17 protein-coding genes are annotated in these 17,388 nt (G+C 71.5%); 9 read left to right on the top strand and 8 right to left on the bottom strand.

Features of this window, described 5'->3' with window-relative positions:
- Positions 1 to 105: 105 nt before the first annotated feature.
- On the bottom strand, positions 106 to 897 hold the full coding sequence (locus ACTFAP_RS17540) for a GOLPH3/VPS74 family protein (RefSeq protein WP_500466803.1): 792 nt from the start codon (positions 895 to 897) through the stop codon (positions 106 to 108).
- Positions 898 to 1,123: 226 nt separating this feature from the next.
- Here ACTFAP_RS17540 and ACTFAP_RS17545 point away from each other — a divergent pair, with 226 nt between their 5' ends.
- A complete protein-coding gene (locus ACTFAP_RS17545; RefSeq protein ID WP_500466804.1) occupies positions 1,124 to 4,033 on the top strand; it encodes a D-alanyl-D-alanine carboxypeptidase family protein in 2,910 nt (969 codons plus the stop codon).
- 131 nt (positions 4,034 to 4,164) lie between these two features.
- Complete coding sequence (locus ACTFAP_RS17550; RefSeq protein WP_200365233.1) at positions 4,165 to 4,344, top strand: hypothetical protein; 180 nt, start codon at positions 4,165 to 4,167, stop codon at positions 4,342 to 4,344.
- A 37-nt stretch (positions 4,345 to 4,381) separates the two neighbouring features.
- Here ACTFAP_RS17550 and ACTFAP_RS17555 read toward each other — a convergent pair whose 3' ends face one another.
- The 3 genes from ACTFAP_RS17555 to ACTFAP_RS17565 form a co-directional block, all read right to left on the bottom strand.
- Positions 4,382 to 5,110, bottom strand: a complete 729-nt coding sequence (locus ACTFAP_RS17555) for a GmrSD restriction endonuclease domain-containing protein (protein ID WP_495681437.1) — start codon at positions 5,108 to 5,110, stop codon at positions 4,382 to 4,384.
- Positions 5,111 to 5,245: 135 nt separating this feature from the next.
- Entirely contained in the window at positions 5,246 to 5,788 is a 543-nt protein-coding gene (locus ACTFAP_RS17560; RefSeq protein ID WP_495684968.1) for a DJ-1/PfpI family protein, read from the bottom strand.
- 113 nt (positions 5,789 to 5,901) lie between these two features.
- A complete protein-coding gene (locus ACTFAP_RS17565) occupies positions 5,902 to 6,435 on the bottom strand; it encodes a YceI family protein (RefSeq protein WP_495681438.1) in 534 nt (177 codons plus the stop codon).
- An 82-nt stretch (positions 6,436 to 6,517) separates the two neighbouring features.
- Between ACTFAP_RS17565 and ACTFAP_RS17570 the strand changes: the two genes are divergently transcribed.
- Entirely contained in the window at positions 6,518 to 7,042 is a 525-nt protein-coding gene (locus ACTFAP_RS17570; protein WP_495681439.1) for a MarR family transcriptional regulator, read from the top strand.
- Here ACTFAP_RS17570 and ACTFAP_RS17575 read toward each other — a convergent pair.
- Positions 7,002 to 8,234 (bottom strand): THUMP-like domain-containing protein, encoded by a 1,233-nt coding sequence (locus ACTFAP_RS17575; protein WP_495681440.1) that lies wholly within the window; start codon positions 8,232 to 8,234, stop codon positions 7,002 to 7,004. The genes ACTFAP_RS17570 and ACTFAP_RS17575 overlap by 41 nt on opposite strands.
- Positions 8,235 to 8,297: 63 nt before the next feature.
- Here ACTFAP_RS17575 and ACTFAP_RS17580 point away from each other — a divergent pair, with 63 nt between their 5' ends.
- The 3 genes from ACTFAP_RS17580 to groL all read left to right on the top strand — a co-directional run bounded on the left by ACTFAP_RS17580 (position 8,298) and on the right by groL (position 11,548).
- Positions 8,298 to 9,239, top strand: coding sequence for a polysaccharide deacetylase family protein (locus ACTFAP_RS17580; RefSeq protein ID WP_500466805.1), 942 nt, complete (start codon positions 8,298 to 8,300; stop codon positions 9,237 to 9,239).
- A 217-nt stretch (positions 9,240 to 9,456) separates the two neighbouring features.
- A complete protein-coding gene (gene groES, locus ACTFAP_RS17585; protein WP_019431600.1) occupies positions 9,457 to 9,768 on the top strand; it encodes a co-chaperone GroES in 312 nt (103 codons plus the stop codon).
- A 154-nt stretch (positions 9,769 to 9,922) separates the two neighbouring features.
- Complete coding sequence (groL, locus tag ACTFAP_RS17590) at positions 9,923 to 11,548, top strand: chaperonin GroEL (RefSeq protein ID WP_495681442.1); 1,626 nt, start codon at positions 9,923 to 9,925, stop codon at positions 11,546 to 11,548.
- A 136-nt stretch (positions 11,549 to 11,684) separates the two neighbouring features.
- Here groL and ACTFAP_RS17595 read toward each other — a convergent pair whose 3' ends face one another.
- The 3 genes from ACTFAP_RS17595 to ACTFAP_RS17605 form a co-directional block, all read right to left on the bottom strand.
- Entirely contained in the window at positions 11,685 to 12,380 is a 696-nt protein-coding gene (locus ACTFAP_RS17595; RefSeq protein WP_495681443.1) for an ester cyclase, read from the bottom strand.
- 72 nt (positions 12,381 to 12,452) lie between these two features.
- The gene (locus ACTFAP_RS17600) at positions 12,453 to 13,253 is read right to left on the bottom strand and encodes an SDR family NAD(P)-dependent oxidoreductase (protein WP_400010304.1); all 801 of its coding nucleotides are present in this window, start codon (positions 13,251 to 13,253) and stop codon (positions 12,453 to 12,455) included.
- Positions 13,254 to 13,463: 210 nt separating this feature from the next.
- On the bottom strand, positions 13,464 to 13,766 hold the full coding sequence (locus ACTFAP_RS17605) for a WhiB family transcriptional regulator (RefSeq protein ID WP_495681444.1): 303 nt from the start codon (positions 13,764 to 13,766) through the stop codon (positions 13,464 to 13,466).
- Between the two features lie 419 nt (positions 13,767 to 14,185).
- Between ACTFAP_RS17605 and ACTFAP_RS17610 the strand changes: the two genes are divergently transcribed.
- The 3 genes from ACTFAP_RS17610 to guaB all read left to right on the top strand — a co-directional run bounded on the left by ACTFAP_RS17610 (position 14,186) and on the right by guaB (position 17,371).
- Positions 14,186 to 14,797, top strand: a complete 612-nt coding sequence (locus ACTFAP_RS17610) for a response regulator transcription factor (protein WP_019431595.1) — start codon at positions 14,186 to 14,188, stop codon at positions 14,795 to 14,797.
- 291 nt (positions 14,798 to 15,088) lie between these two features.
- Entirely contained in the window at positions 15,089 to 15,664 is a 576-nt protein-coding gene (gene shbA / locus ACTFAP_RS17615) for an RNA polymerase sigma factor ShbA (RefSeq protein ID WP_019431594.1), read from the top strand.
- 201 nt (positions 15,665 to 15,865) lie between these two features.
- A complete protein-coding gene (gene guaB, locus ACTFAP_RS17620) occupies positions 15,866 to 17,371 on the top strand; it encodes an IMP dehydrogenase (protein WP_390122896.1) in 1,506 nt (501 codons plus the stop codon).
- Positions 17,372 to 17,388: the final 17 nt, after the last annotated feature.

The raw sequence follows: 17,388 nt of genomic DNA on the forward strand, positions 1-17,388 counted from the left end.
GCCATCTACGGAGGTGTGCCCGCTGGAAAACATCGGCATGGGGTACGACAGGGGTGCGGTCTGCACCCCCGTCGCACCCCATGCCGGATGCGGCTCCCGGTAGGTCTAGTGGGAGAGCGAACGGGACCGGACGCGCACGCCGCCGCCGTGGGCCGCCGCGCCCTTGCCCGCGCCCGCGGCAGCGGCAGCCGGCGCAGGGCCGACGGCGGCGGGAGTCCGCTCCGTCACCTGCTGTTGCTGCTGCTGTGCCTGGCGCCGGGCGGCGGCCTGGCCCGCCACCCCGTTCTGCACATCCATCACCGCGTGAGCCACCAGCCCGCCCATCGGGTCGTGCCGGATCAGATCCCGCAACCGGGAGCGGGATGACCGCCCCTCGTTCCCGGGATACAGATGCTTGCCGAGCCCCACCGCATGCGCGAGCGCCGCGAGCGCGGCGGTCCGGGCATCCGGGGGCGTACCGGTGCGGATGGCGGTGTCCAGCCGCGCCCGGATCTGCCGGCTGACGGCAGTGTCCGTCGCCTGATACCGGGTCGTCGGCAGTACGCCGCACATCTGGTTCTCGACCGCGTGCACCATGCCGCAGCGTTCGAGATGCGATAGGTACGTCTGGCGCAGCCCCAGGCGGGGCCCGCCGATCCAGTTGACCGCCCGCACGGGGCTGCCGCGGCGGCGCAGCAACTCCAGGGCGGAGTCCAAAGTGGGATCTCCAGTCGGCCGTGGCAGTACCACGGCAATGCGGTCCCCGTCTGGGGCTATCCGTCCTGCCAGAGCCAGCTCTACAAGCTGGGCCCCGGCCAGGCCGAGGTCGAGTGACTGCGGCTGTGCGGTGGTACCCGTGGCCGGGTCCAGAGCGAGCAGCAGCAGCTCCTCCGGAATGGTCCTACGACTCCTGCTCATCCATGCCTCCCCGCGTGGATGAAAGACAGGGTGACGCCTCTCACATTGTTCTGTCGAGAGTGCGTGGTTGATTTGTGATGGAACCCGTAGATATGTCGGCGCCGTCAAAGGGGAGGGAGAGCGTTTTTCCGCCACCCCGGGAGTGGTCAGCCATGGTGCACAGCACCCGGCAGACTGTTAGGGCCAGCGGCGAACGACATGAAGATCAGGTTGCTAAGGAGGCACGGTGGCGGGCGAGTCCCCGGACATCGCGGAGCGGGAGCAGGATCAGCAGGAGTCAGGGGGAAGGACGTCCGGCCCCCCGGAAACAGTTCCCACCCCGGAGGACACCCGCGCGACGACGACTCCGCCGGACGCGACCCTGAGCTTCTCGCCGACGTCCGACACGGAGCGGGAGCCAACCCCGGCGGACGAGGCCGGGGGCGCCGAGGACGCCGGGGGCGCCGGGGCGGCCACGTCCGCCGAGGCGGAGGGTGCGGGCCCGGTCCCGCCGAAGCCGAAGCCGAAGCCGGACGTGCGGGGGGCGGGGGAAGCGAAGTCCGGCGGCGACGCGCCCGCCGGCTCGGACGCGACGCTGCACTTCTCGCCCGCTGCCGCGCTGCGCGACAAGGACGGTTCGACGTCGGCGGGTTCCGACGCGTCCGCCGATGAGGCCGGCGACGCTCCGGCGACGCCCGGCGCGGCCGGGCGGAAGTCCGCCGGTGGAAAGCCGTCCGGGCCGGTGCGGCCCGAGCGCGACGAGCCCGCCGGCTCGGACACCACGGACAGCACCGGTACCCCGTCGGAGCCGGAGCGGGACGACCGTGCCCCCGCCGGCTCCGACGCGACGCTGCACTTCTCGCCCAGAGCGGCTGCCGAGGACGGCGATGCCGCGCGCGAGCCCGCCGACGGCGCGGGCTCGGTCCCGTCGAAGGAGAACGCCGGGCCGGTGAAGCCGTCCGCCGAGGCGGAGGGTGCGGGTTCGGTCCCGGCGAAGCCGGGTGCCGCCCCCAAGGTGGCGAAGCAGGACGCGCCCGCCCGGTCGGGTGCCGCGTCCGAGGCGTCCGCCGAGGCGGACGGTGCGGGTTCGGTTCCGCCGAAGCCGGATGCCGCCCCCAAGGTGGCGGAGCAGGACGCGCCCGCCCGGTCGGACGCGACGATGGTGTTCTCGGCCGGGGCCGCGGCTGCGGACGGTCGTGACGCCCCGGCGAAGGCTGCGGACGGGCCGGATTCCGTCCCGGCGAAGCCGAGCTCCGCGCCTGCTGCGCCCGGGGCCGTCGACGGTGGGGACTCCCTGCCGCCGAAGCCCCGTTCCGCCCCTGGCACGGCCAAGTCCGCCGCCGGCGCGGAGAAGGACACGCCGGGCGAGGGCGCCGGGCGTTCCATACCGGCCGAGCCGGCCGGTGCCGCCGGGGAGGACTCCCCGGACGCGGCGGCCGGTGATGACGTCCCGCCGAAGCCCGCCACGGCGCCCGCCGCCGGTGGCAAGGCTCCGAAGGAGGACCCTCGTTCGGCCTCCGGGGCCGCCGTGGCTCCGAAGGGCGACTCCCGCCCGGACGCCTCGGGCGAACCCGCCTCCGCCTCCGGTGGCGACGGTCCGGGCCGCGGTGGGGCCGATCTGCGGAAGCCCCCGCCCGCTGCCCAGACCGAGGCACCGGCCAAGCCCGACGCACAACCCTCGCCCCCCGCCAAGCCCACCGACGCCCCGGCGAAGCCGGCTGACGCGCCCGCCAAGCCGGTTGACGCGCCCGCCAAGCCGGACGCTCAGTCGGCCGCGTCGGCCGCGCCCGCGGCCCCCGTCACCGCCCCGCCGCCGCCCGCCGGGCCGCCGCCCGTGGCGGACTCCGAGCGCGAGCCCCTCGAACTGCTCGCCGCGCTCACCAACACGCCCCCGCCGCCGCCCACACCGCTGCGCACCTTCGTGCGGCGGGTCAAGATCTGGACGCCCCTGGTCGTCCTGCTCCTGGTGGTCTTCTCCGTGGCGCAGTCCCTGCGCCCGCTGCCGGAACCCACCCTCCGGCTCACCGCCGCCGAGTCCTTCACGTTCGACGGCGAGGTGCCCGCCGCGCCCTGGCCGTCCTCCGGCCAGGCGGCGCTCGACGTGGACGGCATCGGGACGTTCGGCACCTCGGGCGACCAGGAACCGGTGCCGATCGCCTCGGTCGCCAAGGTCATGACGGCGTACATCCTCATGCGGGACCACCCCATGGAGGCCGACCCCGAGTCCACCGGCGCCGAGATCCCGGTCGACCAGAAGGCCGAGGACGAGGTGGCCCTGGGCGACTCGGACGACGAGTCCGTCGTCGCCGTCACCAGCGGCGACGTCCTCACCCAGCGCGAGGCGCTGCAGGCGATCATGATCGCCTCGGCCAACAACGTGGCCCGCCTCGTGGCCCGCTGGGACGCCGGTTCCGAGGCCGACTTCGTCGCCAAGATGAACGAGACCGCCGCCGAACTCGGCATGAAGAACACCACCTACACCGACCCGTCCGGCCTCAGCCCCGACACGGTCAGCACGGCCGAGGACCAGGTCATCCTGGGCAAGGCGGCCATGGAGGACCCGGTCTTCCGGCAGGTCGTGCGGCTGCCCGAGTACTACGACAGCAACGGTGAGCGGCAGGGCAACTGGAACCACCTGGTGCCCATGAACGGCACGGTCGGCATCAAGACCGGCACCACGACCACCGCCCTGGGCAACCTCCTCTTCGCCGCCGAGCAGACCGTGGGCGAGGAGACCCGGCTGATCGTCGGCGCGGTGCTGCGCCAGCCGCCGGACCCCGTCGACCTGTCGATCCTCACCGGGGCGCTCAACGCGGGGAAGGAGCTGATCTCCTTCGCCCAGGAGGAACTGATCGAGGAGACGGTGCTCAACGCCGGCGATGTCGTCGGGTACGTGGACGACGGGCTCGGCGGACGTACCCCGGTCACGGTCACCGAGGACGTGCGGGCGGCGGGCTGGCCGGGCCTGAAGCTCACGCTGGAGCTGAACGGTGGCGAGGGCGAGGAGGCCCTGCCGCACGCCGCCTCCGCCGGTACCGAGGTCGGCACGCTCACCGTCGGCGACGGCACCGGGGGCAGCGAGACCACCGTGCCGGTGGCGCTCCAGCACGATCTGACGGAGCCCGGCTTCATGGCCAGACTCGGCCGGCTGGGCTGACCCGCCCGGCCGGCCCGGCGCCCCCTGGAACAGCCCCCGGAAACGGCGCCCGGAAACGGCCCCCGGAACCGGACCGGCCCCGTACCGCGCGGTACGGGGCCGGTGGCCGTTCCAGGGGATAGCATCGCCCAGTGGCGCGATCACCACAGGACGAGGCGGCGTGGCGGGACCTGGACCCGGCCACCCGGGCGAGGATGGACTTCCTCGACCCGGAGGACTTCACCGTGGGCCCCACCGCAGAGGGCGCCGAGCAGTGGCAGCGCTTCACCGCCATCCTCGACAAGGCCGAGAACTACCGCTCCGGCCGGTGAGCCGGGCCCCCGCGCCGCCGGTCCCCGGCCCCCGGCCTTACGCCGGGCAGGTGTTCAGCATGGCGCTCAGCTCGTCGTGCTCGTCCTGGGTGACCGTCAGGTCGTACTCGTGCTTGACCCGGGTCCAGGCCAGCCCGTACTCGCACCAGAACTCCTCCAGCGGCGGCTGCCAGTCCTCGGGGCCCTGGTCACCCTTGGAGCGGTTGGAGGAGGCGCTGACGCCCAGCAGCTGCGGGTGGGTCAGGTCGTTGGCGAAGGCGGCGCGCCGGTCGTTGTCCCAGCTGTCCGCCCCCGAGCGCCAGGCGTTGGCGAGCGGCACCATGTGGTCGATGTCCACGTCCTTGGCCTCGTTCAGGGTCTCCCCGTCGTAGGCGCTGTACCAGCTGCCGGAGGTGGGCTGGCACTTGTCGTCCGTGACCACGTCCTGGCCGTCGCGCAGCAGCGTCTGCTGGCGGGCCGTGCAGCCGTCCTGGGACGCCCAGTGCGGGAACTTGTCCCGGTCGTAGCCGGTCATGGGGCGCTGTTCGGCCACGGTGAGTTCGCCGAGCTGGGTCCTGGCGTCCTCGGGGGTGGGCAGACCGGGGAGCGCGGTGACGATGAAGTCGGTGGCCGGCGGGGCGCCGTCGGCCGGGGGCGCGGACGGGGCCGGGTCGCCGTCCGCCGCGTCGGTGAAGTCCTCGGCGGTGCAGCCGCCGAGCGCCAGCGTGCCGCTGAGCGCCACGGCGACCGCGACCGCGACTGTGTGTTTCCGGCTCCGGCCGCGCATGCGCCCACCCCATGTATCCGTTGAGTTCCGTGCTGATCGTTGTGTCGATCAATCGACGACGATCTTATGAGCCGGTACGGAACGTCAACACGGTGGTGAGGATGTCAGCCACCGGCGCGCGGGCGGGCGTTCACCTCAGCTGGTGGCGGCGGCGAACTGCGCGAGGAACGCCTCGTCGAAGGCCGGCAGGTCGCCGGGCTTGCGGCTGGTGATGAGGGTGTTGGGGCCGTTGTTGTCGATGACGACCTGTTCGTCCACCCAACTGCCGCCCGCGTTGCGGATGTCGGTCTTCAGGCTGGGCCAGGAGGTGAGGGTCCGGCCCCGCACGGCGTCGGCCTCCACCAGCGTCCACGGGGCGTGGCAGATGGCGGCGACGGGGCGGCCGGTGGCGAAGAAGCCATTGATGAACGCCAGGGCGCGGCTGCTGAGCCGCAGCGCGTCCGGATTGGCCACGCCGCCGGGCAGGACCAGGCCGTCGTAGTTGTCCACCGAGGCGTCGGCGACGGTCTCGTCGACGGCGAAGGTGTCGGCGGCGTCCAGGTGGTTGTAGGCCTGGATCCGGCCTCCGTGGGTGGAGATCAGACGGGGTTCGCCGCCGGCGGCGAGCAGGGCGTCCCAGGGGTCTGTGAGTTCGATCTGCTCCACGCCTTCTGGCGCCATGAGGAAGGCGACGCGCACGTCGGTCACATCCTTTCGGCTTGTCCGTGTTCCGGGTTCCGGGTTCGTGTTCGTTTCCGTGCTTCCGGATGCGGATGGGGTACGGACGGCCGGGTGCCCCGGACGCGGGCGGATTATGCGTCCGGCGTGTGCACGAAGCGCAGGGTGAGGGCGAGCCGGGCGGGGCCCTTCATCATCCGGGCGAGGTTCCAGGTCATGCCGTGTGCCGCCGGGTCGATCTCCGGTTCCGCGTTGAGGGTGACGCCGTCGGGGGCGGCCTCGGTGGCGCGGGCGGTGAAGGTGAGGGGCCGGGTGACGCCGGTGACGGTCAGTTCGCCGCTGACGCGGACCTGACCCGCGTCGTCCTCGGGCGCGATCCGCTCGGCGGCGAAGAGGATCTTCGGGTGCACGGCGACGCCGAAGAAGTCGGCGGACCGCAGATGCCGGTCGCGCCGCGCGTTGCCGGTGTCGAGCGATCCGGCGCCGATGGTGAGGGTGCCGCGCGCGGTGCCGTCCGCCAGGACGTCGGCGTGTCCGGCGATCTCGCCGAACGTGCCCGTGACGGTGATCAGCCCCCACAGGCCCTTGCGGGCGAAGCGGACGGTGGAGTGGGCGGCGTCCAGTGTCCAGCGGCCGGCGAGCAGCCCGGACGAAAGATCATCTGACATGACAATCCTCTTGCTGGTTATTAGGTAACTAGCGAGATATTAACGATGCCGGTTATCCTTCCGCAAGAGGACGGAGTTCGGCATGCGGACGGAACAGGGCCAAGGCTCCCCGGCGGACCCCCCGGCGCATCACGCCCCGGAGGACTGCCCCGGGGCCGAGGAGCGCGAACTGCTCCAGCACTGGCACGCCATGCAGAGCGGCTTCCGCCGCCTGAACGACCGGCTGCTGGCCGAGGTCGCCGCCGGTACGGGCGTCGCCGCCTCCTCGTTCCAGGTGCTGTGGCATCTGCTGACCGCCCCCGGACAGTCGGCCCCGATGCGCGAACTGACCGAGACCCTGGGCTTCTCCACCGCCGGCACCACCAAGGTCGTGGACCGCCTCGCCCAGCAGGGGCTGGTGGACCGCAGCCCCTCCCGCACCGACCGCCGGGTGGTCTACGCCGTGCTCACCGAGGAGGGCGCCGCCACCGCCACCGCCGCCTCCCGGGCCCTGGCCGGCGCGCTCCGCCGCCATCTGGTGGCACCGCTGGGCCCCGAGGGCTGTGCTGCCCTGCTGGGCGCCCTGCTCACGCTGGAGGACGCGGCAGCGGACGGACCAGCAGCATGACCGGCGCGCCGTCGAGCCGGGTGACGACGACCGTGGCCTGACCCGGGCCGCTGGGCTTCAGGCGCTTGCGCAGCTCGTCCGGGTCGATCGCGGAGCCGCGCTTCTTGATGGTGACCGTCCCCACCCCGCGCTCGCGCAGCAGCGCCCGCAGCCGCTTCACGTGGAACGGCAGCACCTCGTCGATCTCGTACCCGCTCGCGTACGGGGAGCCCGCCGCGTCCGGCCCCGCGCCCCCGGGCGGCTCGTCCGTCGTGATGTACGCGATGGTCGGGTCCAGCAGCCGGCCGCCGAGCCGCCGGGCCGTCTCCGCCACCAGATGGGCGCGGATCACCGCCCCGTCCGGCTCGTACAGATAGCGCCCCGGGGCTCCCGCCGGCGCCTGGCCGGTGTCGCCGGTGAGGGTGTCACCGGCCGGCAGCAGGGTCGCGCGGCGTACGCCGGCCCCGCCGGTGCCGAACCACAGCACCGCCTCCTTGACCTCCCCGCGGTCCGAGACCCACTCCGCCTCGGCCTGCTCCGGGATCGCCTCGTGCGGGATGCCGGGGGCGATCTTCACCGCGGCGTACGGGGCGGCGGTGGCCGCCGCGATCGCCCAGGAGAGCGGCGGTGAGTACGCCTCGGGATCGAAGATCCGGCCGCGCCCGCCGCGCCGGGCCGGGTCGAGGAACACCGCGTCGTACCCGCCGGTGTCCACCTCGGTGACATCGCCGCAGCGCACCTCGATGAGTCCGTCCAGGCCCAGCGCCCGGGCGTTGGCCTCGGCCACGGCGCAGGTCAGCGGGTCGCGGTCGACGGCGAGGACCGCGATGCCCTCCCGGGCCAGCGCGATCGCGTCGCCGCCGATGCCGCAGCACAGATCGGCCACCCGCCGGATGCCCAGGCCCGCCATCCGCCGGGCCCGCCAGGTCGCGACGGTGGTCCGGGTGGCCTGCTCGACGCCGTTGGGCGTGAAGTACATGCGGGCCGCGTCGGCGGCCCCGAACTTCGCCACCGCGCGCTGCCGCAGCCTGGCCTGGCCGAGCGCGGCGGAGACCAGCTCGGCGGGGTGGTCGCGGCGCAGCCGGGTGGCGAGGGTCAGCTCGTCCGCCGGGTCGAAGTCCCGCAGTTCGGCCAGCAACTGCCGGCCCTCGGTGCTCAGCAGGGCGTCGAAGGTCGATCGGGCGGAGGAATCGGGTGCGGCCACGTGGGTCATTCTCCCTGGCGCGCCGGAAGGTCGTGCCGCGTGTCCCTGGCGGCCGGTGTCAGCATCCGCTCCATGAGGATTATCAGACAAGTACGACAAAAGTCTTTTTTCTGGACCGGAATCACCGGAACCGGCCTCGCCATACTCGGACTCACCCTCCTGTCCTGCGGCACCGCCACCACCGCCGCCGGCTCGGCGACGGACGCCGCCGCCCCGGTCGCCGCCCTGGGCACACCGCAGCGCGCCCAGGCCCGCACCGCCGCCGACGCGCTCGCCGCCTACGCCGACGGCCTGCTGAAGGCCGAGGCCAAGCGGCTCGCCGCCGCCAAGAGCTGGGGCCTGCGCAAGGCGCCGCTGCGCCCGCCGGCCCCGCCCGCGAAGAAGGCCGAACCCGTCACCGAGCCGGGGCACATCACCGGCAAGGGCCTGCCCGCCGTCATCACCCGGGTGCCCACCGACGACAAGGTCGTCTTCCTCACCATCGACGACGGCGCCCACAAGGACCCCGACCTGCTGGAGATGCTCCGCGAGCTCGACGTCCCCGTCAGCGCCTTCCTCTCCGACTACGTGGCCCGGGACGACTACGACTACTTCCGCGAGGCCCGGGACGACGGCTGGGGCATCCACAACCACACCGTCAACCACAAGGAGCTGCCCAGGCTCTCCGCCTCCGGGCAGCGCGAGGAGATCTGCGACCAGCAGGACACCCTGGAGGAGGAGATGGGCGAACGTCCCACGATGTTCCGCCCGCCCTATGGCGCCTACGACCGCGAGACGCTGCGCGCGGCGGCCTCCTGCGGCGTGGAGGTGGTCCCGCTGTGGGCCGAGGAAGCCTTCCCCGACCGCATCGCATGGGGCCGCCCCGACCGCGAGTTCCACCCCGGGGACATCATCCTCACCCACTTCCGCGGCAGCTCGGAATGGGCGGGCACGATGCCCGACGTGATCCGCCGCGTCCTGGACACCGCCACCTCCCAGGGTTTCGCCGTCGCCCGCCTGGAGGACTACCTCTGAGCCGGTCACGGGGAACGTCCACGGGGCGCGGGAGGGGCGCGTGTTGGCACTCTGGTTGACTGAGTGCTAATCGACGCCTACTCTCAAGGCTGGCACTCTCCACCGGCGAGTGCCAGCATGCGCGACGGGCGGATCCGGCACCCGCGACGACGGGTCCTCCAGGGCGCTATCACAAGACAGCAGACCCTCAAGAGCTCTCCGAAGGGGGAGGTCGGACGTGACCGCCACCACCAGTTCCAAGGTTGCCATCAAGCCGCTCGAGGACCGCATCGTCGTCCAGCCGCTCGATGCCGAGCAGACCACGGCCTCCGGCCTGGTCATCCCGGACACCGCGAAGGAGAAGCCCCAGGAGGGCACCGTCCTCGCCGTGGGCCCGGGCCGCTTCGAGAACGGCGACCGCCTGCCGCTCGACGTCAAGGTCGGCGACATCGTGCTGTACAGCAAGTACGGCGGCACCGAGGTGAAGTACAACGGCGAGGAGTACCTGGTGCTCTCCGCCCGCGATGTGCTCGCCATCATCGAGAAGTAAGCCCCAGCGCTTCGCTTCACCCGGCCGCGCCCCGGCTCCCCGTCATCGACAAGCCGGGAAGTGAGGGGCGCGGCTGCCTTTTCGTCCGAGCTGAGCCAGCCAGCTCGCTCCGGCTTTCCAGCTTCCACACACTTTTACGAGGGATACGCACGTCATGGCGAAGATCCTGAAGTTCGACGAGGACGCCCGGCGCGCCCTCGAGCGCGGTGTCAACCAGCTCGCCGACGCGGTGAAGGTGACCATCGGCCCCAAGGGCCGCAACGTGGTCATCGACAAGAAGTTCGGCGCCCCGACCATCACCAACGACGGCGTCACCATCGCCCGTGAGGTGGAGATCGAGGACCCCTACGAGAACCTCGGCGCCCAGCTGGTGAAGGAGGTGGCGACCAAGACCAACGACATCGCGGGTGACGGCACCACCACCGCCACCGTCCTGGCCCAGGCGCTGGTCCGCGAGGGCCTGCGCAACGTCGCCGCCGGTGCCTCCCCGGCCGCCCTGAAGAAGGGCATCGACGCCGCGGTCCGCGCCATCTCCGAGGACCTGCTGGCCACCGCGCGCCCGATCGACTCCAAGGAGGACATCGCCGCCGTCGCCGCGCTGTCCGCCCAGGACAAGCAGGTCGGCGAGCTCATCGCGCAGGCGATGGACAAGGTCGGCAAGGACGGTGTCATCACCGTCGAGGAGTCCCAGACCTTCGGCCTGGAGCTGGACTTCACCGAGGGCATGGCCTTCGACAAGGGCTACCTCTCGCCGTACTTCGTCACCGACCAGGAGCGTATGGAGGCCGTCCTCGACGACCCGTACATCCTGATCCACCAGGGCAAGATCTCCTCCATCCAGGACCTGCTCCCGCTGCTGGAGAAGATCATGCAGGCCGGCGGGGCCTCCAAGCCGCTGCTGATCATCGCCGAGGACGTCGAGGGCGAGGCGCTCTCCACCCTCGTCGTCAACAAGATCCGCGGCACCTTCAACGCGGTGGCCGTCAAGGCGCCCGGCTTCGGTGACCGCCGTAAGGCCATGCTCGGTGACATCGCCACCCTCACCAACGCGACCGTGATCTCCGAGGAGGTCGGCCTCAAGCTGGAGCAGGCCGGGCTCGACGTGCTCGGCACCGCCCGCCGGGTCACCGTCACCAAGGACGACACCACCGTCGTGGACGGCGCCGGCGACAGCGCCGACGTCACCGGCCGCGTCAACCAGATCAAGGCCGAGATCGAGTCCACCGACTCCGACTGGGACCGCGAGAAGCTCCAGGAGCGCCTCGCGAAGCTGGCCGGCGGCGTGTGCGTCATCCGCGTCGGCGCCGCCACCGAGGTGGAGCTGAAGGAGAAGAAGCACCGTCTGGAGGACGCCATCTCCGCGACCCGCGCCGCGGTCGAGGAGGGCATCGTCCCCGGTGGTGGCGCCTCCCTGGTGCACGCCTCCAAGGTGCTCGAAGGCGGTCTTGGCAAGGAGGGCGACGAGGCCACCGGTGTCGCCGTCGTCCGCCGCGCCGCCGTCGAGCCGCTGCGCTGGATCGCCGAGAACGCCGGCCTGGAGGGCTACGTCATCACCTCCAAGGTCGCCGACCTGGACAAGGGCGAGGGCTTCAACGCCGCCACCGGCGAGTACGGCGACCTGGTGAAGGCCGGCGTCATCGACCCGGTCAAGGTCACCCGCTCCGCGCTGGAGAACGCCGCCTCCATCGCCTCCCTGCTGCTCACCACCGAGACCCTCGTGGTGGAGAAGAAGGAAGAGGAGCCGGAGGCCGCCGCCGGCGGTCACGGCCACAGCCACTGACACCGGCACCGGTATCCGTGCGTACGGAAGGCCCCCGGCTCGCCCCTTCGCGGGGCGGGGTGGGGGCCTTCTCCCGTGACAGCGGCGGCGCGCCCGATACGGCTCGCCGGGTCGCGACCGGCCAGGTCGCGGCCGGCTAGGTCTCGACCAGGCCGAGCTGGCTCATCACACCGAGCTGGTCCCAGTTCCACCAGCCCTCGGCGATCTTCCCGTCCGCGAAACGGAACGTGGTGTGGCCGGTGATGGTCAGCGACCGACCCGTGGGTTCGAGCCCCAGGTACTCACCGGAGTGCGTGCCTGTCACCGTCCACCGGGTCGTCACCAGATCCCCTTCCGCGATCTGGTCCTCGATGACGAACACCGGCTCGAAGGCGCTCATGTACATGCCCGCCTGCTCCTTGAACTCCCGCAGCCCGTGGGGATCGGCCGCGTTGCCCGGGTCGTGGTCGGCGTAGTCCGGGCTCATGAACCCGTCCGCCGCCTCCAGCTCCCGGTCATTGATCACGGTCTCGAAGAAGGCGCGTACCGCTCGCTTGTTGAGCTGCTCGTCGCGGACGACGTCCAGGTCGGTGAAGCGCGGGACGTCGTCGCACAGTTCCATCATCTCCTTGAATATCCGGTCGGTCTCCGGGAGCTTCGAATTCCTCATCGCCTCCTCGTACGAGGGAAACTCCACGATCTCCACGACATGAGTGGAATCCGACCGGTCCTTGCCGACGATCGAGTGAGTGGCCGTGCGCTTCCCGCTGGTCGCCTCGGTCCAGCGATCCATCAGGCGGTTCATCTCACCGACCCGTGTGGTTTTGAGATCAATTACCTGCACGAATGTCATGGGGGGATTCCCTCGGGAGAGTGCATTCACTTCACACTGTCAGCGTAAAACCTGGAGGATGGTCATTTCCTCCTACGCCCCGGGGGTATCCGGGCCCTCCCGCCGCGGCCCGTACTTCCGCCCCGCCCGGCCCGTGATCCCGCCCAGCGCCCCGCGCGGCACCAGCTTGGCCGCGCCCATCAGGGCCTTGTACCGGGGATCGGGGATGGAGACCGTGCGCCCCCGGGCCAGATCCCGCAGCCCCGCGTCCACCACCTTGTCGGCGTCCAGCCACATCCACTCCGGAATGGCCTTCGTGCCCATCCGCGCCCGCTGATGGAACTCGGTGCGCACGAACCCCGGGCACAGCGCCATCAGCCGCACCCCGCTGCCCGCCATGTCCCGGGCCGCGCCCTGCGTGAACTGGACGACCCACGCCTTGGACGCCCCGTACGTGCCGCGCGGCACGAACGCCGCCACCGACGCCACGTTCACCACCCCGCCGCGCCGCCGCACCCGCATAGTGGTGACGGCCGCCGTCGTCAGCCGCAGCACCGCCTCGCAGTGCACCTTCAGCATCCGCAGCTCGTCGGCCATGGGGACCTCCGGATAGACCCCCTTGAGGCCGAAGCCGGCGTTGTTGACCAGCAGGTCCACGGGGTGGCGGCGGTCGCCCAGCCGTTCCTCGACCGCCCCGATCCCCTCGTCCTCGGCCAGGTCGGCGACCAGCACGGCCGCCTCGATCCCGTGCAGATCGTGCAGCTCCGCCGCCGTGCTCCGCAGCCGTTGCGCGTCCCGTGCCACCAGCACCAGATTGTGGCCGTCGCGCGCCAGCCGCCGGGCGAAGGCGGCCCCGATCCCGGCGGTGGCTCCCGTCACCAATGCAGTTGTCATAAGCGGAGACGGTAGTCGGTCGCCTCCGCTCAGTCCCGGCGGGTTGGCGTGCTCGCGTCGATGAGGGGCTGTCGTCGGATGGGGCGCCCGGCAGCCCGCGGCGTCTGGTGCGTGCGATCGCAAGGCGGAGGGTCGGCCTTGTACTGGGTGTACTTGGGCGATTCCGACAACGCAGCGAGCGTGCGTGCCAGGCGTCGTGGGCAGGGCGGCCTATCCGACGACAGCCCCTGGACCCCGGCGGGCCCGGCCCATCAGCTCCTCGCGCTCGTCCTCGGTCAGTCCGCCCCACACGCCGTACGGCTCGCGGACGGCCAGCGCGTGCGCGGCGCACTCCGAGCGCACCGGGCAGCGCATGCACACCTCCTTGGCCTGCGTCTCGCGGGCGCTGCGGGCGGCGCCGCGCTCGCCCTCGGGGTGGAAGAAGAGGGAACTGTCCACGCCCCGGCAGGCGGCGAGCAGCTGCCAGTCCCACAGGTCGGCGTTCGGGCCCGGAAGGCGGGAGAAATCTGCCATGAGAGTGTCCCATCGGATACGAGCTGTCGTGCTGGCCTGGCTCGGTCAGTCCACATCCGCCGCTGTCAGGCAGATGTAAATATGACTACCAGTCGAATATATCCGGAAACCTCTCAAAAGGGATGAGAGCGTCTAAATAGGGCAAAAACGAATGTTCGGCGTGTTGGATGGAAGCACCTGTCGCGTGACGGAAGCGTCACGTAGAGTGCTGAAGGCTGTGGGGTTGATAGCCCAACGACGATCGAAGGTGAAGTGCGGAAGCCGTAACTCTTTCGGGTGACCGTCGTTGAGAGGGCGGAGGCGGTTGACGGAAGAGACCACCGCCCGGACCAGCGGGTCCGGGGCTGTCAATCGCACAGGTGACGACACACAACAGCCTGGAGGCTCAACGTGATGCGCATCAGCTGCGGAGGCCGGCCATGACGTCCGTTCTTGTCTGCGACGACTCCCCGCTCGCCCGGGAAGCCCTGCGCCGCGCGGTCGCCACCGTGCCCGGCGTGGAGCGGGTCACCACGGCGGCCAACGGCGAGGAAGTCCTCCGCCGCTGGGGTGCCGACCGGTCCGATCTCATCCTGATGGACGTCCGGATGCCCGGACTCGGGGGGGTGGAGACCGTACGGCGGCTGCTGTCGGCCGACCCGGGCGCCCGCATCATCATGCTCACCGTGGCCGAGGACCTCGACGGCGTCGCCCTCGCCGTCGCCGCCGGAGCCCGCGGCTATCTGCACAAGGACGCCTCGCGCGCCGAACTGCGGGCCACCGTCACCCAGGCGCTGGCCGACCCGACCTGGCGGCTGGCCCCGCGCCGGCTGCGCTCCTCCGACATGGGAGCGGCCCCCACGCTCACCGCCCGGGAGATCCAGGTACTGGAGGGAATGAGCCACGGACGGTCCAACGCCGAGATCGGGCGTGAGCTTTTTCTCTCCGAGGACACGGTCAAAACCCACGCCCGCCGACTGTTCAAAAAGCTCGGTGCTTCCGACCGCGCACATGCTGTGGCCTTGGGTTTCCGCTGGGGCCTGGTCCGCTGAGGCGGCCGGGCCACGAGAACCGGACGGGGAGGGGCGGCCCGAGTCTGTCGCCCCGTCCGGCACGGAGCGGGCCTGAAACTTTTCCCGGTGCCGCATGCTTGAGGCATGACGCTCCTTGGGGACGAGCCGGCCACGCGCGAGGGGAGGGCCCGGGACATGACGGGCAGCGGCACTCCCGCTCCGAACACTTCGAACGCTCCGAAGACAGCTCCGCGCACTTCACATAACGCTTCGGTGCACAACTCCGCACACGGTGCACCGGACCGTGGTGCGACGGTGCACCATGGACCGATGCGCGATGACGAGACCACGGCGATCGGCGCCCTCGTCCATCGGGCCGCCGAGGGCGATGCCCAGGCGACTCATGATCTGCTGGCCCATGTGCACCCACTCGCGGTGCGCTACTGCCGCACCCGGCTGGCCCGGCTGCCCGGCGAGGCCAGACACTTCGTCGACGATCTGGCGCAGGAAGTGTGCCTGGCGGTGCTCTACGCACTGCCTCGCTACCGCGACACCGGACGGCCCTTCGACGCCTTCGTGGTGGCCATCGCCCAGCACAAGGTCGCCGACCTCCAGCGGGCGGCGATGCGCGGGCCCGGATCCACCGTGCTGCCCTCCGACGAGATGCCCGAACGGGCTGACGACTCGCTGGGACCCGAGGAGCGGGCGCTGCTGAGCAGCGACGCCGAGTGGGCCAGAAAGCTGCTGGCGAACCTCCCCGATCATCTGCGCGAGCTGGTGCTGCTGCGGGTCGCGATCGGACTGACCGCCGAGGAGACCGGGCAGAAGCTGGGCATGTCGCCCGGCGCCGTACGGGTGGCACAGCACCGTGCGCTCAGCCGGCTGCGGGCGCTCGCGGGGCGCTGAGCGCGCCGGCCTGCCGTCCGCCGGCCGTCCCGTCCGGAACCCCGGACGTCACCAGGATCACGTCCGGGGGATAAGCGGGCGGTAAGAGGACACCGCCGGTTCCGCTTAGCATGGACAGCCAGGCTGGGCAAGGGTGCGTAGGCCGGATGGATGCGTGCGTGATCGAGCAGCGCGTGAGCCGCGAGCGTGGAGAGGGCAGACATGAGTGATCACACCGAGGGAATCCCGGACAAGTTCGCCGCGCTCGGCCTGACCTTCGACGATGTGCTGCTGCTGCCGGGCGCCGCCGACATGGCCCCCGGCGACATCGACACCTCGTCGCTGATCTCGCGCAACGTACGGGTGAACGTCCCGCTGCTGTCGGCGGCCATGGACAAGGTCACCGAGGCGCGGATGGCCATCGCCATGGCGCGGCAGGGCGGGGCCGGCGTGCTGCACCGCAACCTGTCCATCGAGGAGCAGGCCGCCCAGGTGGACCGGGTGAAGCGCTCCGAGTCGGGCATGGTCACCGACCCGATCACCATCCGTCCCGACGCGTCGCTGCGCGAGGCCGACGAGCTGTGCGGGCGGTTCCGGATCAGCGGTGTGCCGGTCACGGACGGCGCCGGGAAGCTGCTGGGCATCGTCACCAACCGCGACATGGCGTTCGAGTCGGACCGCAGCCGGCAGGTGCGCGAGGTCATGACGCCGATGCCGCTGGTCACCGGCCAGGTCGGGATCTCCGGCGAGCAGGCCATGGAGCTGCTGCGCCGGCACAAGATCGAGAAGCTGCCGCTGGTGGACGCGGACGGCCGGCTCGGCGGGCTGATCACCGTCAAGGACTTCGTGAAGGCCGAGAAGTACCCCAACGCCGCCAAGGACGCCGAGGGCCGCCTCATCGTCGGCGCGGCGGTCGGTGTCGCCGGGGACGCGTACGAGCGGGCCCAGGCGCTGATCGAGGCCGGCGTGGACTTCGTGGTCGTGGACACGGCGCACGGGCACTCCCGGCTGGTCCCCGAGATGGCCGCCAAGATCAAGTCGAACCACGACCGGGTCGACGTGGTGGCCGGCAACGTGGCCACCCGGGACGGCGCGCAGGCGCTGGTGGACGCTGGGGTCGACGGCATCAAGGTCGGGGTGGGGCCCGGCTCGATCTGCACCACCCGCGTGGTGGCCGGCATCGGCGTGCCGCAGGTGACGGCGATCTACGAGGCCGCGCTGGCGGCGCGCGAGGCCGGCATCCCGGTGATCGGCGACGGTGGTCTCCAGTACAGCGGCGACATCGCCAAGGCGCTGGTGGCCGGCGCGGACACGGTGATGCTCGGCAGCCTGCTGGCGGGCTGCGAGGAGTCGCCGGGCGAGCTGCAGTTCATCAACGGCAAGCAGTTCAAGTCGTACCGGGGCATGGGTTCGCTGGGCGCGATGCAGACGCGCGGCGAGAAGCGCTCGTACTCCAAGGACCGGTATTTCCAGGAGTCGGTCGGCGACGACGACAAGCTGATCCCCGAGGGCATCGAGGGCCAGGTGCCCTACCGCGGTCCGCTGGCCTCCGTGGTGCACCAGCTGGTGGGCGGGCTGCACCAGTCGATGTACTACCTGGGCGGCCGTACCGTCCCGGACATCAAGGAGCGCGGCCGGTTCGTCCGGATCACCGCGGCGGGGCTCAAGGAGAGCCACCCGCACGACATCCAGATGACGACCGAGGCCCCGAACTACTCGCGGCGCTGAGCCCGGGGAATACTGGG

The sequence above is a fragment of the Streptomyces sp. PH9007 genome (assembly GCF_059813725.1).

Bases quoted from the DNA above. Each gene is read 5' to 3' on its own strand.
- ACTFAP_RS17540 (WP_500466803.1), bottom strand. From the start codon at position 897: ATGAGCAGGAGTCGTAGGACCATTCCGGAGGAGCTGCTGCTGCTCGCT.
- ACTFAP_RS17555 (WP_495681437.1), bottom strand. From the start codon at position 5,110: ATGCGCGGCCGGAGCCGGAAACACACAGTCGCGGTCGCGGTCGCCGTG.
- ACTFAP_RS17565 (WP_495681438.1), bottom strand. From the start codon at position 6,435: ATGTCAGATGATCTTTCGTCCGGGCTGCTCGCCGGCCGCTGGACACTG.
- ACTFAP_RS17570 (WP_495681439.1), top strand. From the start codon at position 6,518: ATGCGGACGGAACAGGGCCAAGGCTCCCCGGCGGACCCCCCGGCGCAT.
- ACTFAP_RS17575 (WP_495681440.1), bottom strand. From the start codon at position 8,234: ATGACCCACGTGGCCGCACCCGATTCCTCCGCCCGATCGACCTTCGAC.
- ACTFAP_RS17580 (WP_500466805.1), top strand. From the start codon at position 8,298: ATGAGGATTATCAGACAAGTACGACAAAAGTCTTTTTTCTGGACCGGA.
- groL (WP_495681442.1), top strand. From the start codon at position 9,923: ATGGCGAAGATCCTGAAGTTCGACGAGGACGCCCGGCGCGCCCTCGAG.
- ACTFAP_RS17595 (WP_495681443.1), bottom strand. From the start codon at position 12,380: ATGACATTCGTGCAGGTAATTGATCTCAAAACCACACGGGTCGGTGAG.
- ACTFAP_RS17600 (WP_400010304.1), bottom strand. From the start codon at position 13,253: ATGACAACTGCATTGGTGACGGGAGCCACCGCCGGGATCGGGGCCGCC.
- ACTFAP_RS17605 (WP_495681444.1), bottom strand. From the start codon at position 13,766: ATGGCAGATTTCTCCCGCCTTCCGGGCCCGAACGCCGACCTGTGGGAC.
- ACTFAP_RS17610 (WP_019431595.1), top strand. From the start codon at position 14,186: ATGACGTCCGTTCTTGTCTGCGACGACTCCCCGCTCGCCCGGGAAGCC.
- shbA (WP_019431594.1), top strand. From the start codon at position 15,089: ATGCGCGATGACGAGACCACGGCGATCGGCGCCCTCGTCCATCGGGCC.
- guaB (WP_390122896.1), top strand. From the start codon at position 15,866: ATGAGTGATCACACCGAGGGAATCCCGGACAAGTTCGCCGCGCTCGGC.